The 14,087-nt window shown below is 55.5% G+C and carries 13 protein-coding genes and 3 tRNA genes; 15 read left to right on the top strand and 1 reads right to left on the bottom strand.

Going from position 1 to position 14,087, the window contains the following annotated elements:
- Window positions 1-137: 137 nt before the first annotated feature.
- The 8 genes from M655_RS14965 (at window position 138) to M655_RS14930 (ending at window position 7,975) form a co-directional block, all read left to right on the top strand.
- On the top strand, window positions 138-1,010 hold the full coding sequence (locus M655_RS14965; protein ID WP_026557118.1) for an energy-coupling factor transporter ATPase: 873 nt from the start codon (window positions 138-140) through the stop codon (window positions 1,008-1,010).
- The gene (locus M655_RS14960) at window positions 1,007-1,867 is read left to right on the top strand and encodes an energy-coupling factor transporter ATPase (RefSeq protein ID WP_026557119.1); all 861 of its coding nucleotides are present in this window, start codon (window positions 1,007-1,009) and stop codon (window positions 1,865-1,867) included. The genes M655_RS14965 and M655_RS14960 overlap by 4 nt, the downstream gene beginning before the upstream one ends.
- A 12-nt stretch (window positions 1,868-1,879) precedes the next feature.
- The gene (locus M655_RS14955; RefSeq protein WP_005833498.1) at window positions 1,880-2,716 is read left to right on the top strand and encodes an energy-coupling factor transporter transmembrane component T family protein; all 837 of its coding nucleotides are present in this window, start codon (window positions 1,880-1,882) and stop codon (window positions 2,714-2,716) included.
- Window positions 2,717-2,777: 61 nt separating this feature from the next.
- Window positions 2,778-3,335 (top strand): ECF transporter S component, encoded by a 558-nt coding sequence (locus tag M655_RS14950; RefSeq protein WP_005833497.1) that lies wholly within the window; start codon window positions 2,778-2,780, stop codon window positions 3,333-3,335.
- A gap of 3 nt (window positions 3,336-3,338) precedes the next feature.
- Window positions 3,339-4,298, top strand: coding sequence for a P1 family peptidase (locus M655_RS14945; RefSeq protein ID WP_005833495.1), 960 nt, complete (start codon window positions 3,339-3,341; stop codon window positions 4,296-4,298).
- A 52-nt stretch (window positions 4,299-4,350) separates the two neighbouring features.
- Window positions 4,351-5,568 carry a M20 family metallopeptidase gene (locus M655_RS14940; protein ID WP_005833494.1) on the top strand — a complete coding sequence of 406 codons (1,218 nt, stop codon included), beginning with the start codon at window positions 4,351-4,353 and terminating at the stop codon, window positions 5,566-5,568.
- 273 nt (window positions 5,569-5,841) lie between these two features.
- A complete protein-coding gene (locus M655_RS14935; RefSeq protein ID WP_005833492.1) occupies window positions 5,842-7,623 on the top strand; it encodes a M3 family oligoendopeptidase in 1,782 nt (593 codons plus the stop codon).
- Window positions 7,624-7,732: 109 nt separating this feature from the next.
- Window positions 7,733-7,975 carry a hypothetical protein gene (locus M655_RS14930; RefSeq protein ID WP_005833491.1) on the top strand — a complete coding sequence of 81 codons (243 nt, stop codon included), beginning with the start codon at window positions 7,733-7,735 and terminating at the stop codon, window positions 7,973-7,975.
- 65 nt (window positions 7,976-8,040) lie between these two features.
- On the opposite strand, the gene M655_RS14925 is transcribed toward M655_RS14930, so the two are convergent.
- Window positions 8,041-8,949 (bottom strand): C40 family peptidase, encoded by a 909-nt coding sequence (locus M655_RS14925; protein ID WP_025847594.1) that lies wholly within the window; start codon window positions 8,947-8,949, stop codon window positions 8,041-8,043.
- Between the two features lie 187 nt (window positions 8,950-9,136).
- On the opposite strand from M655_RS14925, the gene M655_RS14920 reads away from it, so the two are divergent.
- From M655_RS14920 to ppsA, 7 genes are all read left to right on the top strand, one after another.
- Window positions 9,137-9,213 (top strand) — tRNA-Asp (locus M655_RS14920).
- A 33-nt stretch (window positions 9,214-9,246) separates the two neighbouring features.
- Window positions 9,247-9,322 (top strand) — tRNA-Thr (locus M655_RS14915).
- Window positions 9,323-9,333: 11 nt separating this feature from the next.
- Window positions 9,334-9,420: transfer RNA gene (locus M655_RS14910), tRNA-Leu, on the top strand.
- Window positions 9,421-9,592: 172 nt separating this feature from the next.
- Window positions 9,593-9,874, top strand: coding sequence for a helix-turn-helix domain-containing protein (locus tag M655_RS14905; protein WP_005833488.1), 282 nt, complete (start codon window positions 9,593-9,595; stop codon window positions 9,872-9,874).
- Complete coding sequence (locus tag M655_RS14900) at window positions 9,835-10,626, top strand: ABC transporter substrate-binding protein (RefSeq protein ID WP_026557120.1); 792 nt, start codon at window positions 9,835-9,837, stop codon at window positions 10,624-10,626. The genes M655_RS14905 and M655_RS14900 overlap by 40 nt, the downstream gene beginning before the upstream one ends.
- A gap of 25 nt (window positions 10,627-10,651) precedes the next feature.
- Window positions 10,652-11,071 (top strand): ABC transporter substrate-binding protein, encoded by a 420-nt coding sequence (locus M655_RS14895; RefSeq protein ID WP_026557121.1) that lies wholly within the window; start codon window positions 10,652-10,654, stop codon window positions 11,069-11,071.
- 385 nt (window positions 11,072-11,456) lie between these two features.
- Window positions 11,457-14,069 carry a phosphoenolpyruvate synthase gene (ppsA, locus tag M655_RS14890; protein ID WP_026557122.1) on the top strand — a complete coding sequence of 871 codons (2,613 nt, stop codon included), beginning with the start codon at window positions 11,457-11,459 and terminating at the stop codon, window positions 14,067-14,069.
- Window positions 14,070-14,087: the final 18 nt, after the last annotated feature.

The following is a 14,087-nucleotide window of genomic DNA, read 5'->3' as shown; positions in this document are numbered from 1 at the left end:
CGAAAATGATGCGGATTGCAACAGAAGATTCATCTTTGAAGTCTGAAATTTACAGAAAATTAAAAACATAATGACTTGGCACGGGAGTTGCTTGCATATGGCTATAAGACGCACACCCGTGGAAAGGGAGGGAACACATGTCTACACAACCGATCATCCGTGTCGAAAACGTTTCGTTTGCCTATCAGGTGAGCCAGGATCAGCAGATTCCGGTGCTGCAAAACGTCTCTCTTGAAGTGTATCCCGGCGAGTATGTCGCCATTATCGGGCACAATGGGTCCGGCAAATCGACGTTGTCCAAACACCTCAACGGCATTTTGACGCCAAAGGAAGGCAACGTCTTCGTCAACGGCATCAATACGAAGGAAAAAGAGCGGATTCACGAAGTGCGAAGCCGCGTGGGAATGGTCTTTCAGCATCCGGATAACCAGATTGTTGCCACCATCGTCGAGGACGACGTGGCCTTTGGGCTGGAAAACATCGGGACGAGTGCGGAGGAAATGCGGGAACGGGTCGATTTTGCGCTGGAGGCAGTCGGAATGAGCGCCTTTCGCCATCGGCCGCCGCACCATCTGTCGGGCGGGCAAAAGCAGCGGATCGCGATTGCCGGCATTCTCGCCATGAAGCCGCAATGCCTCGTTCTCGATGAAGCGACGAGTATGCTGGACAGCTACGGCAGGCAGGACATTCTCGCCGTCGTCCGCAAGCTGCACCGCGAAGGAATGACGATCGTGACCGTCACGCACCACATGTCAGAGGTGACGGAGGCGGATCGGGTCATCGTGATGGAGGGCGGCAAAATCGTGCTGGTGGAAGGTACGCCGCGGGAAGTGTTCGCGCATCAGGACAGGCTGCGCGAGCTTCACCTCGACGTGCCGGACGCAAGCCGAATAGCCGCGCTCGTCCATGCCGAGCTGCCCGCTTTTTCCCCGGACCTGATCCACAATGCAGAAGTGGTGGCAGAGGTCGACCGTTTGTACGTCAGACAGACGGAGGCGAGCGGCTCATGACGCAACCGATTGTCGATGTGCAAAGGCTGTCGCATGTGTACATGCAAGGAACGCCGCTCGCGCACGCGGCGTTGCAGGAAGTCAGCCTGCAGGCGAACGCGGGCGAATGCCTGGCGATTATCGGGCATACGGGTTCGGGCAAGTCGACCTTGATCCAGCATTTCAACGGGCTGATCCGCCCGCAGTCAGGGACGGTCATCGTGAACGGCATAGACGTATCCCAGCCGAAAATAGACATCCGGGCGCTGCGCAGGCAAGTAGGGCTGGTGTTCCAAAACCCCGAGGACCAGTTGTTCGAAAAGCTGGTCGGAGACGATGTCGCCTACGGCCCGTTCAAGATGGGACTGCCGCTGGAAGAGGTGAAAAACCGGGTGAAATGGGCGATGGACCTCGTCGGCCTGGACTTTCAGGAGATGAAGGATCGTCCCACCTACGCCCTGAGCGGCGGGCAAAAGCGCAAGGTCGCGCTCGCTGGCGTCCTGTCGCTGCAGCCGAAGGTGCTGGTGCTCGACGAGCCGACAGCCGGACTGGACCCGCGCTCCCGGCTGGAGCTGCTGGAGCGGATCAAACGGCTGAATCGCGAAGAAGGGCTTACCGTCATCTTCGTCTCGCACAACATGGAGGAAGTCGCGCAGCTCGCTGACCGCGTGTACGTCATGGCTAACGGGCAAGCCGTCTGCGAAGGGACCCCGCGGCATATTTTCGGCAATCAGGAGTTGTTGCGCGAGCACCATATCGGCACGCCGGAATCGGTCGATATATTGTACCGCTTGCGCGAACGCGGCTACCCGATTGATCCGAAAGCCTACTTGCCGGAAGAGACTGCGTATGAAATCTTGAAGCTGATCCAGCGCTAGGGAGGGGAGCACATGTCAGCGGAATTTGAATTGACGCGCAATATTACCATCGGACAGTATTTGCCGACTGCTTCTGTCGTGCATCGGCTGGACCCGCGGTTCAAGCTCGGCGCTTTTGCCATCATGATCGTCGCGATCGCCATCTGCAATACATATGTGGGCAACCTGTTTGCGCTGGCGATCTGCCTGTGGCTGTTCCACGTATCGAAAATCCCGCTGCACTACGGCATCTCCGGGATCAAGCCGGCCGTTCCGTTCATCATAATTTTGGCGATCATGCAGCTTTTGTTTTACGGCGAGATCGCAAACGGCGGCACGATCTACTTCCAGTACGGCTTCATCACCATATCGAGCGAGAGCATCCGGCTCGTCATCGTCTCCGCCATGCGCTTTGTCGAGGTGATTTTTCTCTCCAGCGTGCTGACGCTCTCCACCTCGACGACGGAACTGACGCACGGGATGGAGCGGCTGCTCGGTCCGTTGGAAAAAGTCAAGTTTCCGGTCCATGCGTTTGCGCTCATCATCACCATCGCCATTCGCTTCGTCCCGACGTTTGCGATGGAGATGGAAAAAATGATGAAGGCACAGGCGTCCCGCGGCGCCGACTTCGGCACAGGCGAGTGGTGGCGGATCGTGCAGCGGACGAAAGACATGTTTCCGATCATCATCCCGTTGTTCAACGTGGCGCTATCCAGAGCCGAAGACCTGATTTTGGCGATGGAAGCGAGATGCTATACGCCAGGTGCGGCCCGGACGCGCTATACCCAGTACAAGGCGAAGGGCGGCGATTATGCCGCACTGCTGGCAAGCGTGGTCATTTCCGCAATCATGTTGGGAATACCGTGGTAGTGGGCGGGAGTTCTCCCTTCTGGGGATTCCATATATCGCTTGGCAAAAAGGAGGAGTAGGCATGGAAAAAGGATTGACCGTACGCAAGATCGTCATTGCAGGGGTGCTCGGAGCGATCGCGATTTTGCTCGGGGTCACGCGGCTCGGCTACATCCCCGTTCCGACGGCGGCTGGCAACGCCACCATCATGCACATCCCGGCCATCATCGGCGGCATCATGGAGGGCTGGGGCGTCGGTATGATTATTGGTCTCATTTTTGGAGTATCTTCCTTCCTGAACGCCACTGTTCCGCTGTTCAAAGATCCGCTGGTCGCGATCCTGCCGCGCCTGTTTATCGGGGTGACGGCGTACTTGACCTACGTCGGCCTGCGAAACGTCAACCAGTACCTGGCGATTGGCGCAGCCGGCTTTATCGGGGCGCTGACCAACACGATTCTCGTTCTCGGGATGGCGGTCATTCGCGGGTACATGCCGTTTGGCGTCGCGGCGACGGTTGCCGTGACAAACGGCCTGCCGGAAGCGGTCGTCTCGGTCATCGTGACGTTGGCGGTAGTCGCGGCGTGGAAAAAGCTGGGAAGCTCCGGGAGACAAAAATCGAAAATTTCAGGAGACTTGTAAGCCATGACAGGAACCATTGTCGATGTGCCCGGCATTCGCGTCGGGCATGCGCAAAATGAAGCAGCGCTGACGGGTTGCAGTGTCGTGTTGCTGGAAAAGCCGTCTGTGTGCGGCGTGGATGTCCGGGGTTCTGCCCCGGGCACCCGCGAGACGGATTTGCTGGACCCGCTCAATCTGGTCAGCGTCGTCCACGCCATCTGCCTGTCCGGTGGCAGTGCCTACGGCCTGGACGCGGCCTCAGGCGTGATGCAGTATTTGGAGGAAAAGGGCATCGGGCTGGACGTAGGCTACGGCGTCGTCCCGATTGTCCCGGCCGCCGTCCTGTTCGATTTGGCTGTTGGCGATTACCGGGTGCGGCCGGACCGGCAGATGGGCTATCAGGCGGCGCTGGCAGCAAGCTCGGAGACTGTCGCCCAAGGGAATGTCGGCGCGGGTACGGGCGCTTCCGTCGGCAAGCTGAACGGGTTTGCCCATGCGATGAAAAGCGGCCTCGGCAGCGCGTCGCTGACTTTGCCGAGCGGACTGGTCATCGGCGCACTGGTCGCGGTCAATGCGGTCGGTCATGTCGTGGAGCCGAAGACAGGGGTCATTCTCGCCGGGCCGCGCGATGAGCGGGGGGAGATTCGAGACAGCATGGACATGATGCTCCAGCATGCTTTTTCGCCGATTCCTCCGGGCACGAACACGACGATTGCCGTCGTCGCCAGCAATGCGAAGCTGACCAAGGCCCAGGCGCAAAAGGTTGCGCAAATGGCGCACGACGGGCTTGCCCGCACCATTCGCCCGATTCATACGATGTACGATGGCGACACGATTTTTGCCGTCGCCACCGATGAAGTAGGGGCGGCGGTCGATCTCGTCGGGGCGCTGTCGGCGGATGTGCTTGCCGAGGCCGTGATTCAGGCTGTCAAGGCGGCAAAGGAAGCGGGCGGCCTTCCGGCGTGGAGCAGTTACGACAGTTGACGCTTCGGCAGCTTTCTTTTCCACACATAGGAACGGATGGGAGGACGGGCAGATGAGTCAAGTAATATCCTTTGTTGACGAGCAAGAGGTTGTGCGTTTGACGCAGGAGCTGGTGCGGATTCCGAGTGTGTTTCGTCCGGAGCAGGCGGGGGCGAACGAGGAGCGGGTCGCCTTGTTTGTGGCCGACTATTTGCGCAAGATGGGGCTGCAAGTTTTTTATGAGGAAGTCGTGCCCGGCAGGCCCAACGTCATCGCTTTTTACGACTCCGGGAGACCGGGGAAAACGCTGCTGTTCGAAGCGCATACCGATGTCGTGACCGAAGGCGACCGGGATGCCTGGAGCTACGATCCGTTCGGAGCAGCCATTTCCGGCGGCCGCATCTACGGACGTGGCTCTTGCGACACAAAAGGAAACCTCGCTGCCGCCATTTGCGCGGTCAAGGCCATCCAGCGCTCCAAGGAGGCGTTCGCCGGAAAAATTTTGCTGTGCATCCCGTGCGACGAGGAAGGCATGATGATCGGGATCAAAGACTTTATCCGCAAAGGCTGGGCGCAAGGGGTTGACGCCGCGATCATCTGCGAGCCGGAGGAAAACCAGCTTTGCGTCACGCAAAAAGGAGCGATGCGGGCGATCTTGCGCACGTACGGCAAAATGGCGCACGGAGCGATGCCGCTGACCGGAATCAATCCGAACACGCGGATGGCCCGGGCGATCGTCGCCCTCGAGGAGCTGGAGCGGAGGGAAATGGCGCGGCTTGGCGAACACCCGATGCTTGGCTGGCCGAGCATCACGCCTACGATTGTGCAGGCGCCTGTCAAGGGCGATGCCCAGATCAACGTCGTGCCGGACCAGTGCATGACGACGCTCGATATTCGAACCGTCCCGGGTCAGGACCACGAGCAGTTGCACGGCGAAATGCAGGCGATCCTCGAAGCGCTGGCCCGCGAGGACGACAAGTTCAGGGCGACGCTGGAAGTGATCGAGGAGCGGCCGTGGACGTTGACCGGAATGGAGGAGGAAGTCGTGACTTCGGTAGCCAGCGCGTATCGGGAAATTACGAAAAGAGAGCCTGTCTACAACGGCGTGCCCGGCGCGACAGACGGCACCTTTTTGCACAAGGCCGGCATTCCGATCTTGACGACGGGGGCGGGTGATCGCCACATTCCCCATCATGCCGACGAGTACGTGGACATTGACCAGTTGGTCGAATCGACGCAACTGTTTGCCTTGTCTGCCCTGACGTTTTTGACGCAGCCTGTCCGGGCGTGACGGAAAAGACGGACTTTGCCCAAGCGCGCGGCAAAGTCTTTTTTCGCGTGCAGGCACTTAAAGAAGCACGGGAGCAAGCCTGTCTGCCTCGGCTCTTGGCTTGGCAAAACTTGCAGTCACGGCGCAAAGACTGTAACTTTTCCCCTGCAAGTCGCGTCTTACCATTTTGTGAGAGCATTGTTTTTATAAAAACTTGCTTAATCTATCCAAATTTTTTTACAATAGAGTCTGTTACATAGAATACATAGGCAAGATGAGAGGGAGGCCGGACCCATGAATATGCGCTGGAACTTGGACGTTTTGTACACGTCGTTCGACTCGCCAAAGTGCAAGCAAGACTGGGAAAAACTATGCCGGGAGATGGACGAGGTAAAAAGCTGGGCAGCCTCAAGCCTGCAAACGACCGATGACGCCGTCCAGAAAATGGAGGCGTACATTACCCGGATGACTTCGATTTTGCAGACCCAATACCGCCTGTACGCGTTTGGCGAGCTGACGGCAAGCGTGGACGCGAAAAACGAAAAAGCGCTGCAATTCATCGAAAAAGTGCAGGAGCAGTCCGTCGAGCTGGTAGAGCCGGGCGTGCTGTTCCAAAAATGGCTCGGCCAACTGGACAATTTGAGCGAGCTGATTTGCCAGTCCGAGCTGCTGGAAACGCATCGCTTCATGCTGACCGAATTGTCCGAGAAGAGCAAGTACATGCTCAGCGAAAAAGAAGAAATCATTTTGGCGAAAATGAAAAACACAGGCTCCAACGCCTGGACGAAGCTGCAGGAAATGCTGACCTCGACGCTCTTGGTAGACATCACCATCGACGGAGAGGCCAAACAGCTTCCGCTGCCTGTCGTGCGCAACATGGCGCATGAAAAAGACGCCGAGCTGCGCAAGGCGGCTTACGAGGCAGAGCTTGCCGCTTACAAAAAGATCGAGGAATCGTCTGCGGCGAGCTTGAACGGGATCAAGGGAGAAGTCATCACCGTAGCCAAGCTTCGCGGCTATGAGTCGCCGCTGGAAAAAACATTGCTCGACTCGCGCATGGACAAGGCGACGTTGGACGCGATGCTTGCCGCGATGAAGGAAAGCTTGCCGGCCTTTACGAAGTACTTCCGGGCAAAAGCAAAGCTGCTCGGACACGAAAACGGCTTGCCGTTCTACGACCTGTTTGCTCCGGTAGGCGAAGCCGACATGCGCTTTACGTATCAGGAAGCGCGCGACTTTATTGTCAAGCACTTTGGTAGCTTTAGCGAAAAGCTGGCGAATTATGCCGCCCGCGCTTTTGACAACCAGTGGATTGACGCCGAGACTCGCGAAGGCAAGCGCGGCGGAGCGTTTTGCTACAACCTGCACATGGTCGGGGAGAGCCGGATCATGGCGAACTACACAGGCAGCTACAACGACGTCAGCACGTTGGCACACGAGCTGGGACACGGCTACCATGGCGAATGTCTCGTGCAGGAAGCGTTCTACAACAGCGATTACCCGATGCCGATCGCGGAAACCGCGTCGATTTTGTGTGAGACGATCATTGCCAAGGCCGCTTTGGCCCAGGCGACCCCAGAGGAAGCCTTTTCCATTCTGGAAAACGACATCTCCGGCGCAAGCCAGGTCATTGTCGATATTTACAGCCGCTACCTGTTTGAAACGGCCGTCTTTGCCCGCCGCGCAGAAGGCTCCCTGTCTGTCAACGAGCTGAAGGAACTGATGCTGCAAGCGCAAAAGGACGCCTACGGAGAGGGGCTTGACCATGCTGTGCTGCACCCGTACATGTGGGTGTGCAAGCCGCATTACTACAGTGCCGATTTCAACTTCTACAACTTCCCGTACGCCTTTGGCTTGCTGTTCGCAAAAGGCTTGTACGCCGAGTACGTGAAGCGCGGCGAAGCGTTTGTCCAGCAGTATGACGAGCTTTTGTCTGTCACAGGCAAAATGAGCATTGCCGATGTGGCCGCGATCATGGACGTCGACGTGCGCTCGGTTGACTTCTGGCGCAACTCGCTTGCGCTGATTGCCAAAGATATTGATACGTTTGTGGAGCTGGCCGCTGCGCGTGCGTAAAGCCCACAGCCCACAGGAAAAAACGTCCGATCGTCATGTCGGGCGTTTTTTTTGCGCATAGCAACGAACCGACCGGGAGAAAGTAAGAAAAAACAAATGAGGTGATTACGTGGTAAACGGATTGCAGTTACTCGACCTACTACGGGAAACAGAGAACAAAATGCTGCATCTACATAGAGCCATAGACAGAGTCAGCAGCGAACCTGATTTCAAAGAGTCGGTCAGCGTTCTCACCGTAGTTGTGCGCGATTACCAGCTTCAGCTCGACAAGATGAAGCAGGCCTTGGGCAAAATCGAAATTGGGGCCAACCAGACACCTCCCCAGGCCGGACACAACACGGAAATTCATTGATCCGAACTCACAGGAAAACAGCCCACAACCTGGTGACAGGTGTGGGCCGTTTTTTCGGGGGATTGCTACTGGAATTCGGCGTAGCGCTTGACGCCGTAGAACGGATACAGCTTGTGCATGTACTCCACCTTGCCGTAGCGAACGTCTTCGCCGTTTGCATGGACGATGGTGCCATTGCCCAAGTAGATCGCTACGTGGGACACGCGTCCTTTTCCGAGCGAATCGTAAAACAGCAGGTCGCCCGGCTGCGCTTGCTCGAGCGGAATGGATACGCCCCCGCGGAATTGATCCTCGGATGTACGCGGAAGTGTAACCCCGAGGCGGCTAAATACGTATGAAGTAAAGCCGCTGCAATCAAATCCGTCCGGTGTGGTTCCTCCGAGCACATACGGAGTTTTGAGCAGTGGTTCAAAGATCGATTCGAGACGGTGCAGGCTTGCGGAATCGACATCGCCTGCGAACGCAACGTCAGGGGCGAGCTTTGGACTCAAGTAAGCGGAGAAGACGTAGGCTTCATCATCTTCGAACTCGATTTTGGTCCACTCGCTGCCAGTCTCGACGACTTCAACCACGTCACCGAACTTCAGCTTGCCTAAAATTCTCGCATCCGTCGACGCTTTTTTGCGCACATTCAGCACGTCTACCGTTACGCGCGCTTTTTCGCCAGCCGTCAGTTCTTCCGGCTCGTTGTTGGCGGAGTCAATCGAGGCGGCTACGACATCGAGAGGGACGTCGGCTGCACCGCCTGTCGACAGGCTGCCTTCAGGCAAGGACAAAGTCTGGCCAATCGACAGTTGATCGCTTTTCAGTTGGTTCACTTGCATGAGCTGGCTGACCGTAGTCTGGTGCTCACGGGCAATTTTGCTCAACGTGTCCCCTGCTGATACTACATACACTCCAGAGGCGGCGTGAGCAGCAGTAGGCAGCAGAGTGAAGAGGGCGAGGGAGGTGAGTAGCTTCGAAGTAAGTTTCATATCATCGTCTCCACCAATCTACTATTTTCTGCATATCTAGATAAAATTCTAGCGGATTTTCAATGGTAAATCTATGAAAAAATGATGTAGAAAAAAAGATTTCAAAAACTATTGCAAAGTTGGTAGAAGACATGCTATATTACAGAAGTGCCCACGAGAGTGAGCAAAAGTTGGAAATAAACCACATGGAGCTGTGGTGAAGTTGGAGTTCACGCCGGTCTGTCACACCGGAGGTCGCGGGTTCGAGTCCCGTCAGCTCCGCCATTCTTCGATACACGAATGGCGAATATTATCTATGCCGGTGTAGCTCAATTGGTAGAGCACCTGACTTGTAATCAGGGGGTTGTGGGTTCGATTCCTATCGCCGGCACCACGTTTTCATTTGCGGTCGTGGCGGAATTGGCAGACGCGCTAGATTCAGGTTCTAGTGGTGGCAACACCGTGGAGGTTCAAGTCCTCTCGACCGCACCATACCAGTAAACGACAGGCTTTTGGGCTGCTTTTTCCGGCAGAACAAAAGCCTTTTTGCTATTCATGATCTGGATTAGGCTGACACTGCTGGCAGCGGCAGGCTTGTCCCGCTTCCAGCTACACGCAAGCGAGCGGCTGCGACTCCGGCCGCCCCGCCGCCTGGGAGACGGGCGTGAGCTTCGTCGAATACCTGGGCCGGGTCCGAATCCGCAAAGGCCAGGAGCTGCTCCAGTTGTCGGACAAAGATTTGCATCTGATTGCGCAGGAAACCGGGTTTGCCAACGATTATTATTTCAGCCGAAAGTTTAAGCAGATTGTGGGCGTTCCGCTGACGGTGTACAGAAAGCAGCCGAAACGAATCGCCGTCCTGATGCCGCACGCCACAGTATGCCTGCTGGCCTGGGGATCGTCCCGGTGTTTGGCGTCGTCGGCTTGTGGATGGAGCCGTGGCTGACTGCTCATTACCGGGAGCGGCTCGACTGCTCAGGTTTCAGGCAAGGGGAGTGGTACAGCGACAAAACCGTCCAGTGGCTCGCGGCGAATCCGCCCGACCTCATCATGGTGTATCGGGAAGAGTACACCGAGAGCTTGTGGGAGATCGCCCCGGTGTTCACGATTCCCGAGGAATGCAGCGATTGGCGGGAGGAACTGCTCGTGCTCGCGGCAGCCGTGGGGCGTCGCGAACAGGCAGAACGCTGGCTCCTGCTGTTTGACGAAAGAGCTTTGGCGGTAAAAAACAAGCTGGTCGTCCAGCGTGCCCGAGGCGAGACGTTTTTGATCGTGAAAATCGTCTCGGGCAAATGCTACGTTTACGGCAACATGACGAGCATGGGCGGGTGTCTGATATACGATGTGCTGGGCTTGCAGCCGCCGACTGCCGTGCAGCGGAACATGATCGAAAAAGGGCTGCTGAACATACACGTCCCGCTGGACGATCTGCCCGATTACTCCGCCGATCACATTTTTTTGTTCCTCTATCATTCGCATTGGCCCGCCGCCGAGTGCGAGGTATTGGAGTCGAGCGTGTGGCGCGGTCTGCCGGCAGTAAAAAACGGCCGCGTGTACGAGCCGGACCCGAATGTTTTTTACGGGTACGATCCTTTGGCGATGGAGAAGCAATTGGACTGGCTGGAGGAAAATGGTCCAGTCACATTTCGGCTGAATTTTCGTCATTTGTCTGCATGGACAAACTTTCTGCCCTCTTGATACGCTTGATTCGATAATAATTCTCATGAATGCGACCGCGACACTTGTTCATCCGAACGGAAAAGAGCTTGCCGTGCTCGGCGACAACTTCGGGCGGGGCGGGGAAGCGATCTACCATGCGATCGGCTTCAAGGCCAATGAGCGGGTGCAGCGTGAAGTGATCGACAGCGGCGCACAGTACCAGGCGATTTCGCTTGAGCTGCTCCAAGAATACGCCGACGCAGACATCGTGTTTCTCTGCTCATGGGACCAAACGACCGAGGAAGAGCTGAAGGCGGTTGTCGATAGCGGAGTGTGGAGGCAGCTTCCGGCTGTCCGGGAGAATCGCGTCATCGTCCTCGATTACAAAACCTTTTTCTACTTTGACCCGATATCCGTCCTCGGCCAGATCGAGGCGTTGGCCGACGTGATCGAGCGGCACAACGGGGCGAAACAGAAGCAGTGAGGTCCGAGGTTTCTGGCACGATGGGGGGGCGGGCCAGTCCTAGAAATTTCTTTGACATGTCTAGTCTTTATGATACAATAGCAAAGGCGATTGAGATTTGAACAGTCGTGATTGTTCCAACATTCGCATTCTCTAACAGATTGCCTGGACGCGTTCCAGGTTTTTTTATATGCTTTTCAGCTTGGAGCGGCATGAATGAAAAGAACCTGGCAAAACTGCCCAGGTTCTTTTTGATTGCGCCTAAAAAGACACGATGATATAATCAGAGCACACGAGTGTACTCAATTTTATGGTTAGTGGTATCTCATTTTACACTTTAATTGTATCACCCGCACAAACACCTGTCAAATGCTTTTTCACAATGGAATGGTTAGGGGAGATCGGAATGAGTGCTTTGGTCCTCGGTTTTCAGGAAATGGAAAAAACAGCGCGGTTGCTCGTTGGCGGCAAAGGGATCAATCTGGGGGAGCTATCGAAAATCCCCGGCATACAAGTCCCGGAAGGATTTTGTGTGACCACAGCGGGCTATCAAAAAGCCATCGAACAAAACGAGACGTATCATGCTTTGCTGGATCGACTGGCGAGGCTGAGCGCAGAAGACCGGGAGCCAATTGGTGAAATCAGCAGGCAGCTTCGGCAAATTATCAGGGAAGCCGAAATTCCCGCCGATGTGGTCGAAGCCGTGACGCACTATCTCTCCCGCTTTGGAGCGGAACACGCTTATGCCGTGCGCTCGAGTGCGACTGCGGAAGATTTGCCGCACGCTTCTTTTGCTGGTCAACAGGACACCTATTTGAACATCATCGGCATAGAAGCCATTTTGCAGCATATGAGCCAATGCTGGGCGTCGCTGTTTACGGATCGCGCGGTCATTTACCGGATGCAAAACGGATTTGACCACCGCCATGTTTCTTTATCCGTCATCGTACAAAGGATGGTTTTCCCTCACGCTTCCGGGATTTTGTTTACCGCCGACCCGATTACAGCCAACCGGAAGCTGCTGTCTATCGACGCCAGTTTTGGACTTGGCGAAGCACTCGTCTCTGGCCTCGTATCCGCCGATTGTTATCGAGTAAAGGACGGGGACATCGTCGACAAAAGGATCGCAACCAAAACGTTGGCGATTTACGGACGAAAAGAAGGCGGGACGCAGACGGAGCAGATCGAGCCTGAGCGGCAAAAGGCGCAAACTCTTACCGACCCGCAAATTTTGCAACTGGCACGCATCGGCAGACAGATCGAAGCTTATTTGGGCTGCCCGCAAGATATCGAATGGTGTTTGGCTGACGATACGTTTTACATTGTCCAGAGCCGTCCGATTACGACTTTGTACCCCATCCCGGAAGCGAACGATCAAGACAATCACGTCTACGTATCGGTGGGCCACCAGCAAATGATGACCGACCCGATGAAGCCTTTGGGCATGTCTGTTTTTCTGTTGACGACGAATGCCCCCATGCACAAAGCCGGTGGCAGGCTGTTTGTCGATGTGACAAAGATGCTCGCTACACCTGACAGCAGGCAAATGCTGATAAATACATTGGGACAATCCGACCCGCTCATAAAAGACGCGCTGCTGACGATCATCGAGCGAGATTTTATCCGATTGTCACCAACAGATGACAAAGAACAGTCCCCCGGCAACAGCAATCCAGATAGGCTGCCCGCCAGTTTGGAAACACCGATCGAAGACGATCCGGCCATCGTCGCTGAGTTGATTGCGCGCAATCAAAACGCGCTCGAACAGGTAAAGCAAACCATCCAAACGAAATCCGGGCCTGATTTGTTTTCCTTTATTCTCGAAGACATCCAGCAGTTAAAGCAGGTGTTATTTGTCCCGAAAAACTTGGGCGTGATTATGGCTGCGCTGAATGCTTCGGCATGGATCAACGAAAAAATGAACGAGTGGCTGGGTGAAAAAAACGTAGCAGACACGCTTTCCCAATCGGTGCCAAACAACATTACGTCGGAAATGGGGCTGGCGCTCCTTGATGTTGCTGATGCGATTCGCCCTTATCCAAAGGTCATTGACTATTTGCAGCACGCACAAGCAGATCACTTTTGGGAGGAACTGCTCAAACTGGATGGCGGACAGGAAGCGCATGACGCGATCCAGGCGTATCTCGAAAAATACGGAATGCGCTGTGCCGGAGAAATTGATCTGACGAGAACGCGTTGGAGTGAAAACCCGCTCACGCTCGTCCCCATGATTTTGGGCAACATCAAAAACTTTGAGCCGAACGCTGGCAAGCGGAAATTTGAGCAAGGGCGACAGGAAGCGCTTAAAAAAGAACAAGAGATCATCGAGCGAGTAAAGCAATTGCCGGACGGGGAACAAAAAGCAAAAGAAACGAAACAAATGATCGACCGCATCCGAAACTTCATCGGTTATCGCGAATATCCCAAATACAGCATCGTGAATCGCTACTTCGTCTATAAGCAAGCTTTGCTGAAAGAAGCCGAACAACTCGTACAAGCGGGTGTTCTTCGCGAAAAAGAAGACGTGTACTATCTCACTTTGGAAGAGTTTCACGAAGTGGTGCGCACGAACAAGCTGGACCAGCAGGTCATCAGCCAACGAAAAGAAGACTACCAATTTTTCGAAAAGCTGACGCCGCCGCGTGTCATCACGTCTGATGGTGAAATCATTGCGGGCAAGTACAAGCGGGAAAGCTTGCCCGCCAATGCGCTTGCAGGTCTTGCTGTTTCTGCCGGAGTGATCGAGGGGCGGGCGCGTGTCATTTTACACATGGAAGAGGCGAACCTGGAAGAAGGGGATATACTGGTCACCTCCTTTACTGACCCGGGCTGGACACCTTTGTTTGTATCGGTCAAAGGTCTGGTCACCGAAGTGGGCGGACTGATGACCCACGGGGCAGTAATCGCGCGTGAATACGGCTTGCCGGCCGTTGTCGGCGTGGAAAACGCCACCCGTCTCATAAAAGACGGGCAACGCATTCGCGTGCACGGAACAGAGGGGTATGTGGAGATTTTGTGATGGCTGAAGCCGTCAAGC

This window comes from Brevibacillus sp. NSP2.1 (genome assembly GCF_000470975.2).
GTDB lineage: Bacteria > Bacillota > Bacilli > Brevibacillales > Brevibacillaceae > Brevibacillus > Brevibacillus agri.
This window is presented reverse-complemented; position numbering and strand designations above follow the sequence as displayed.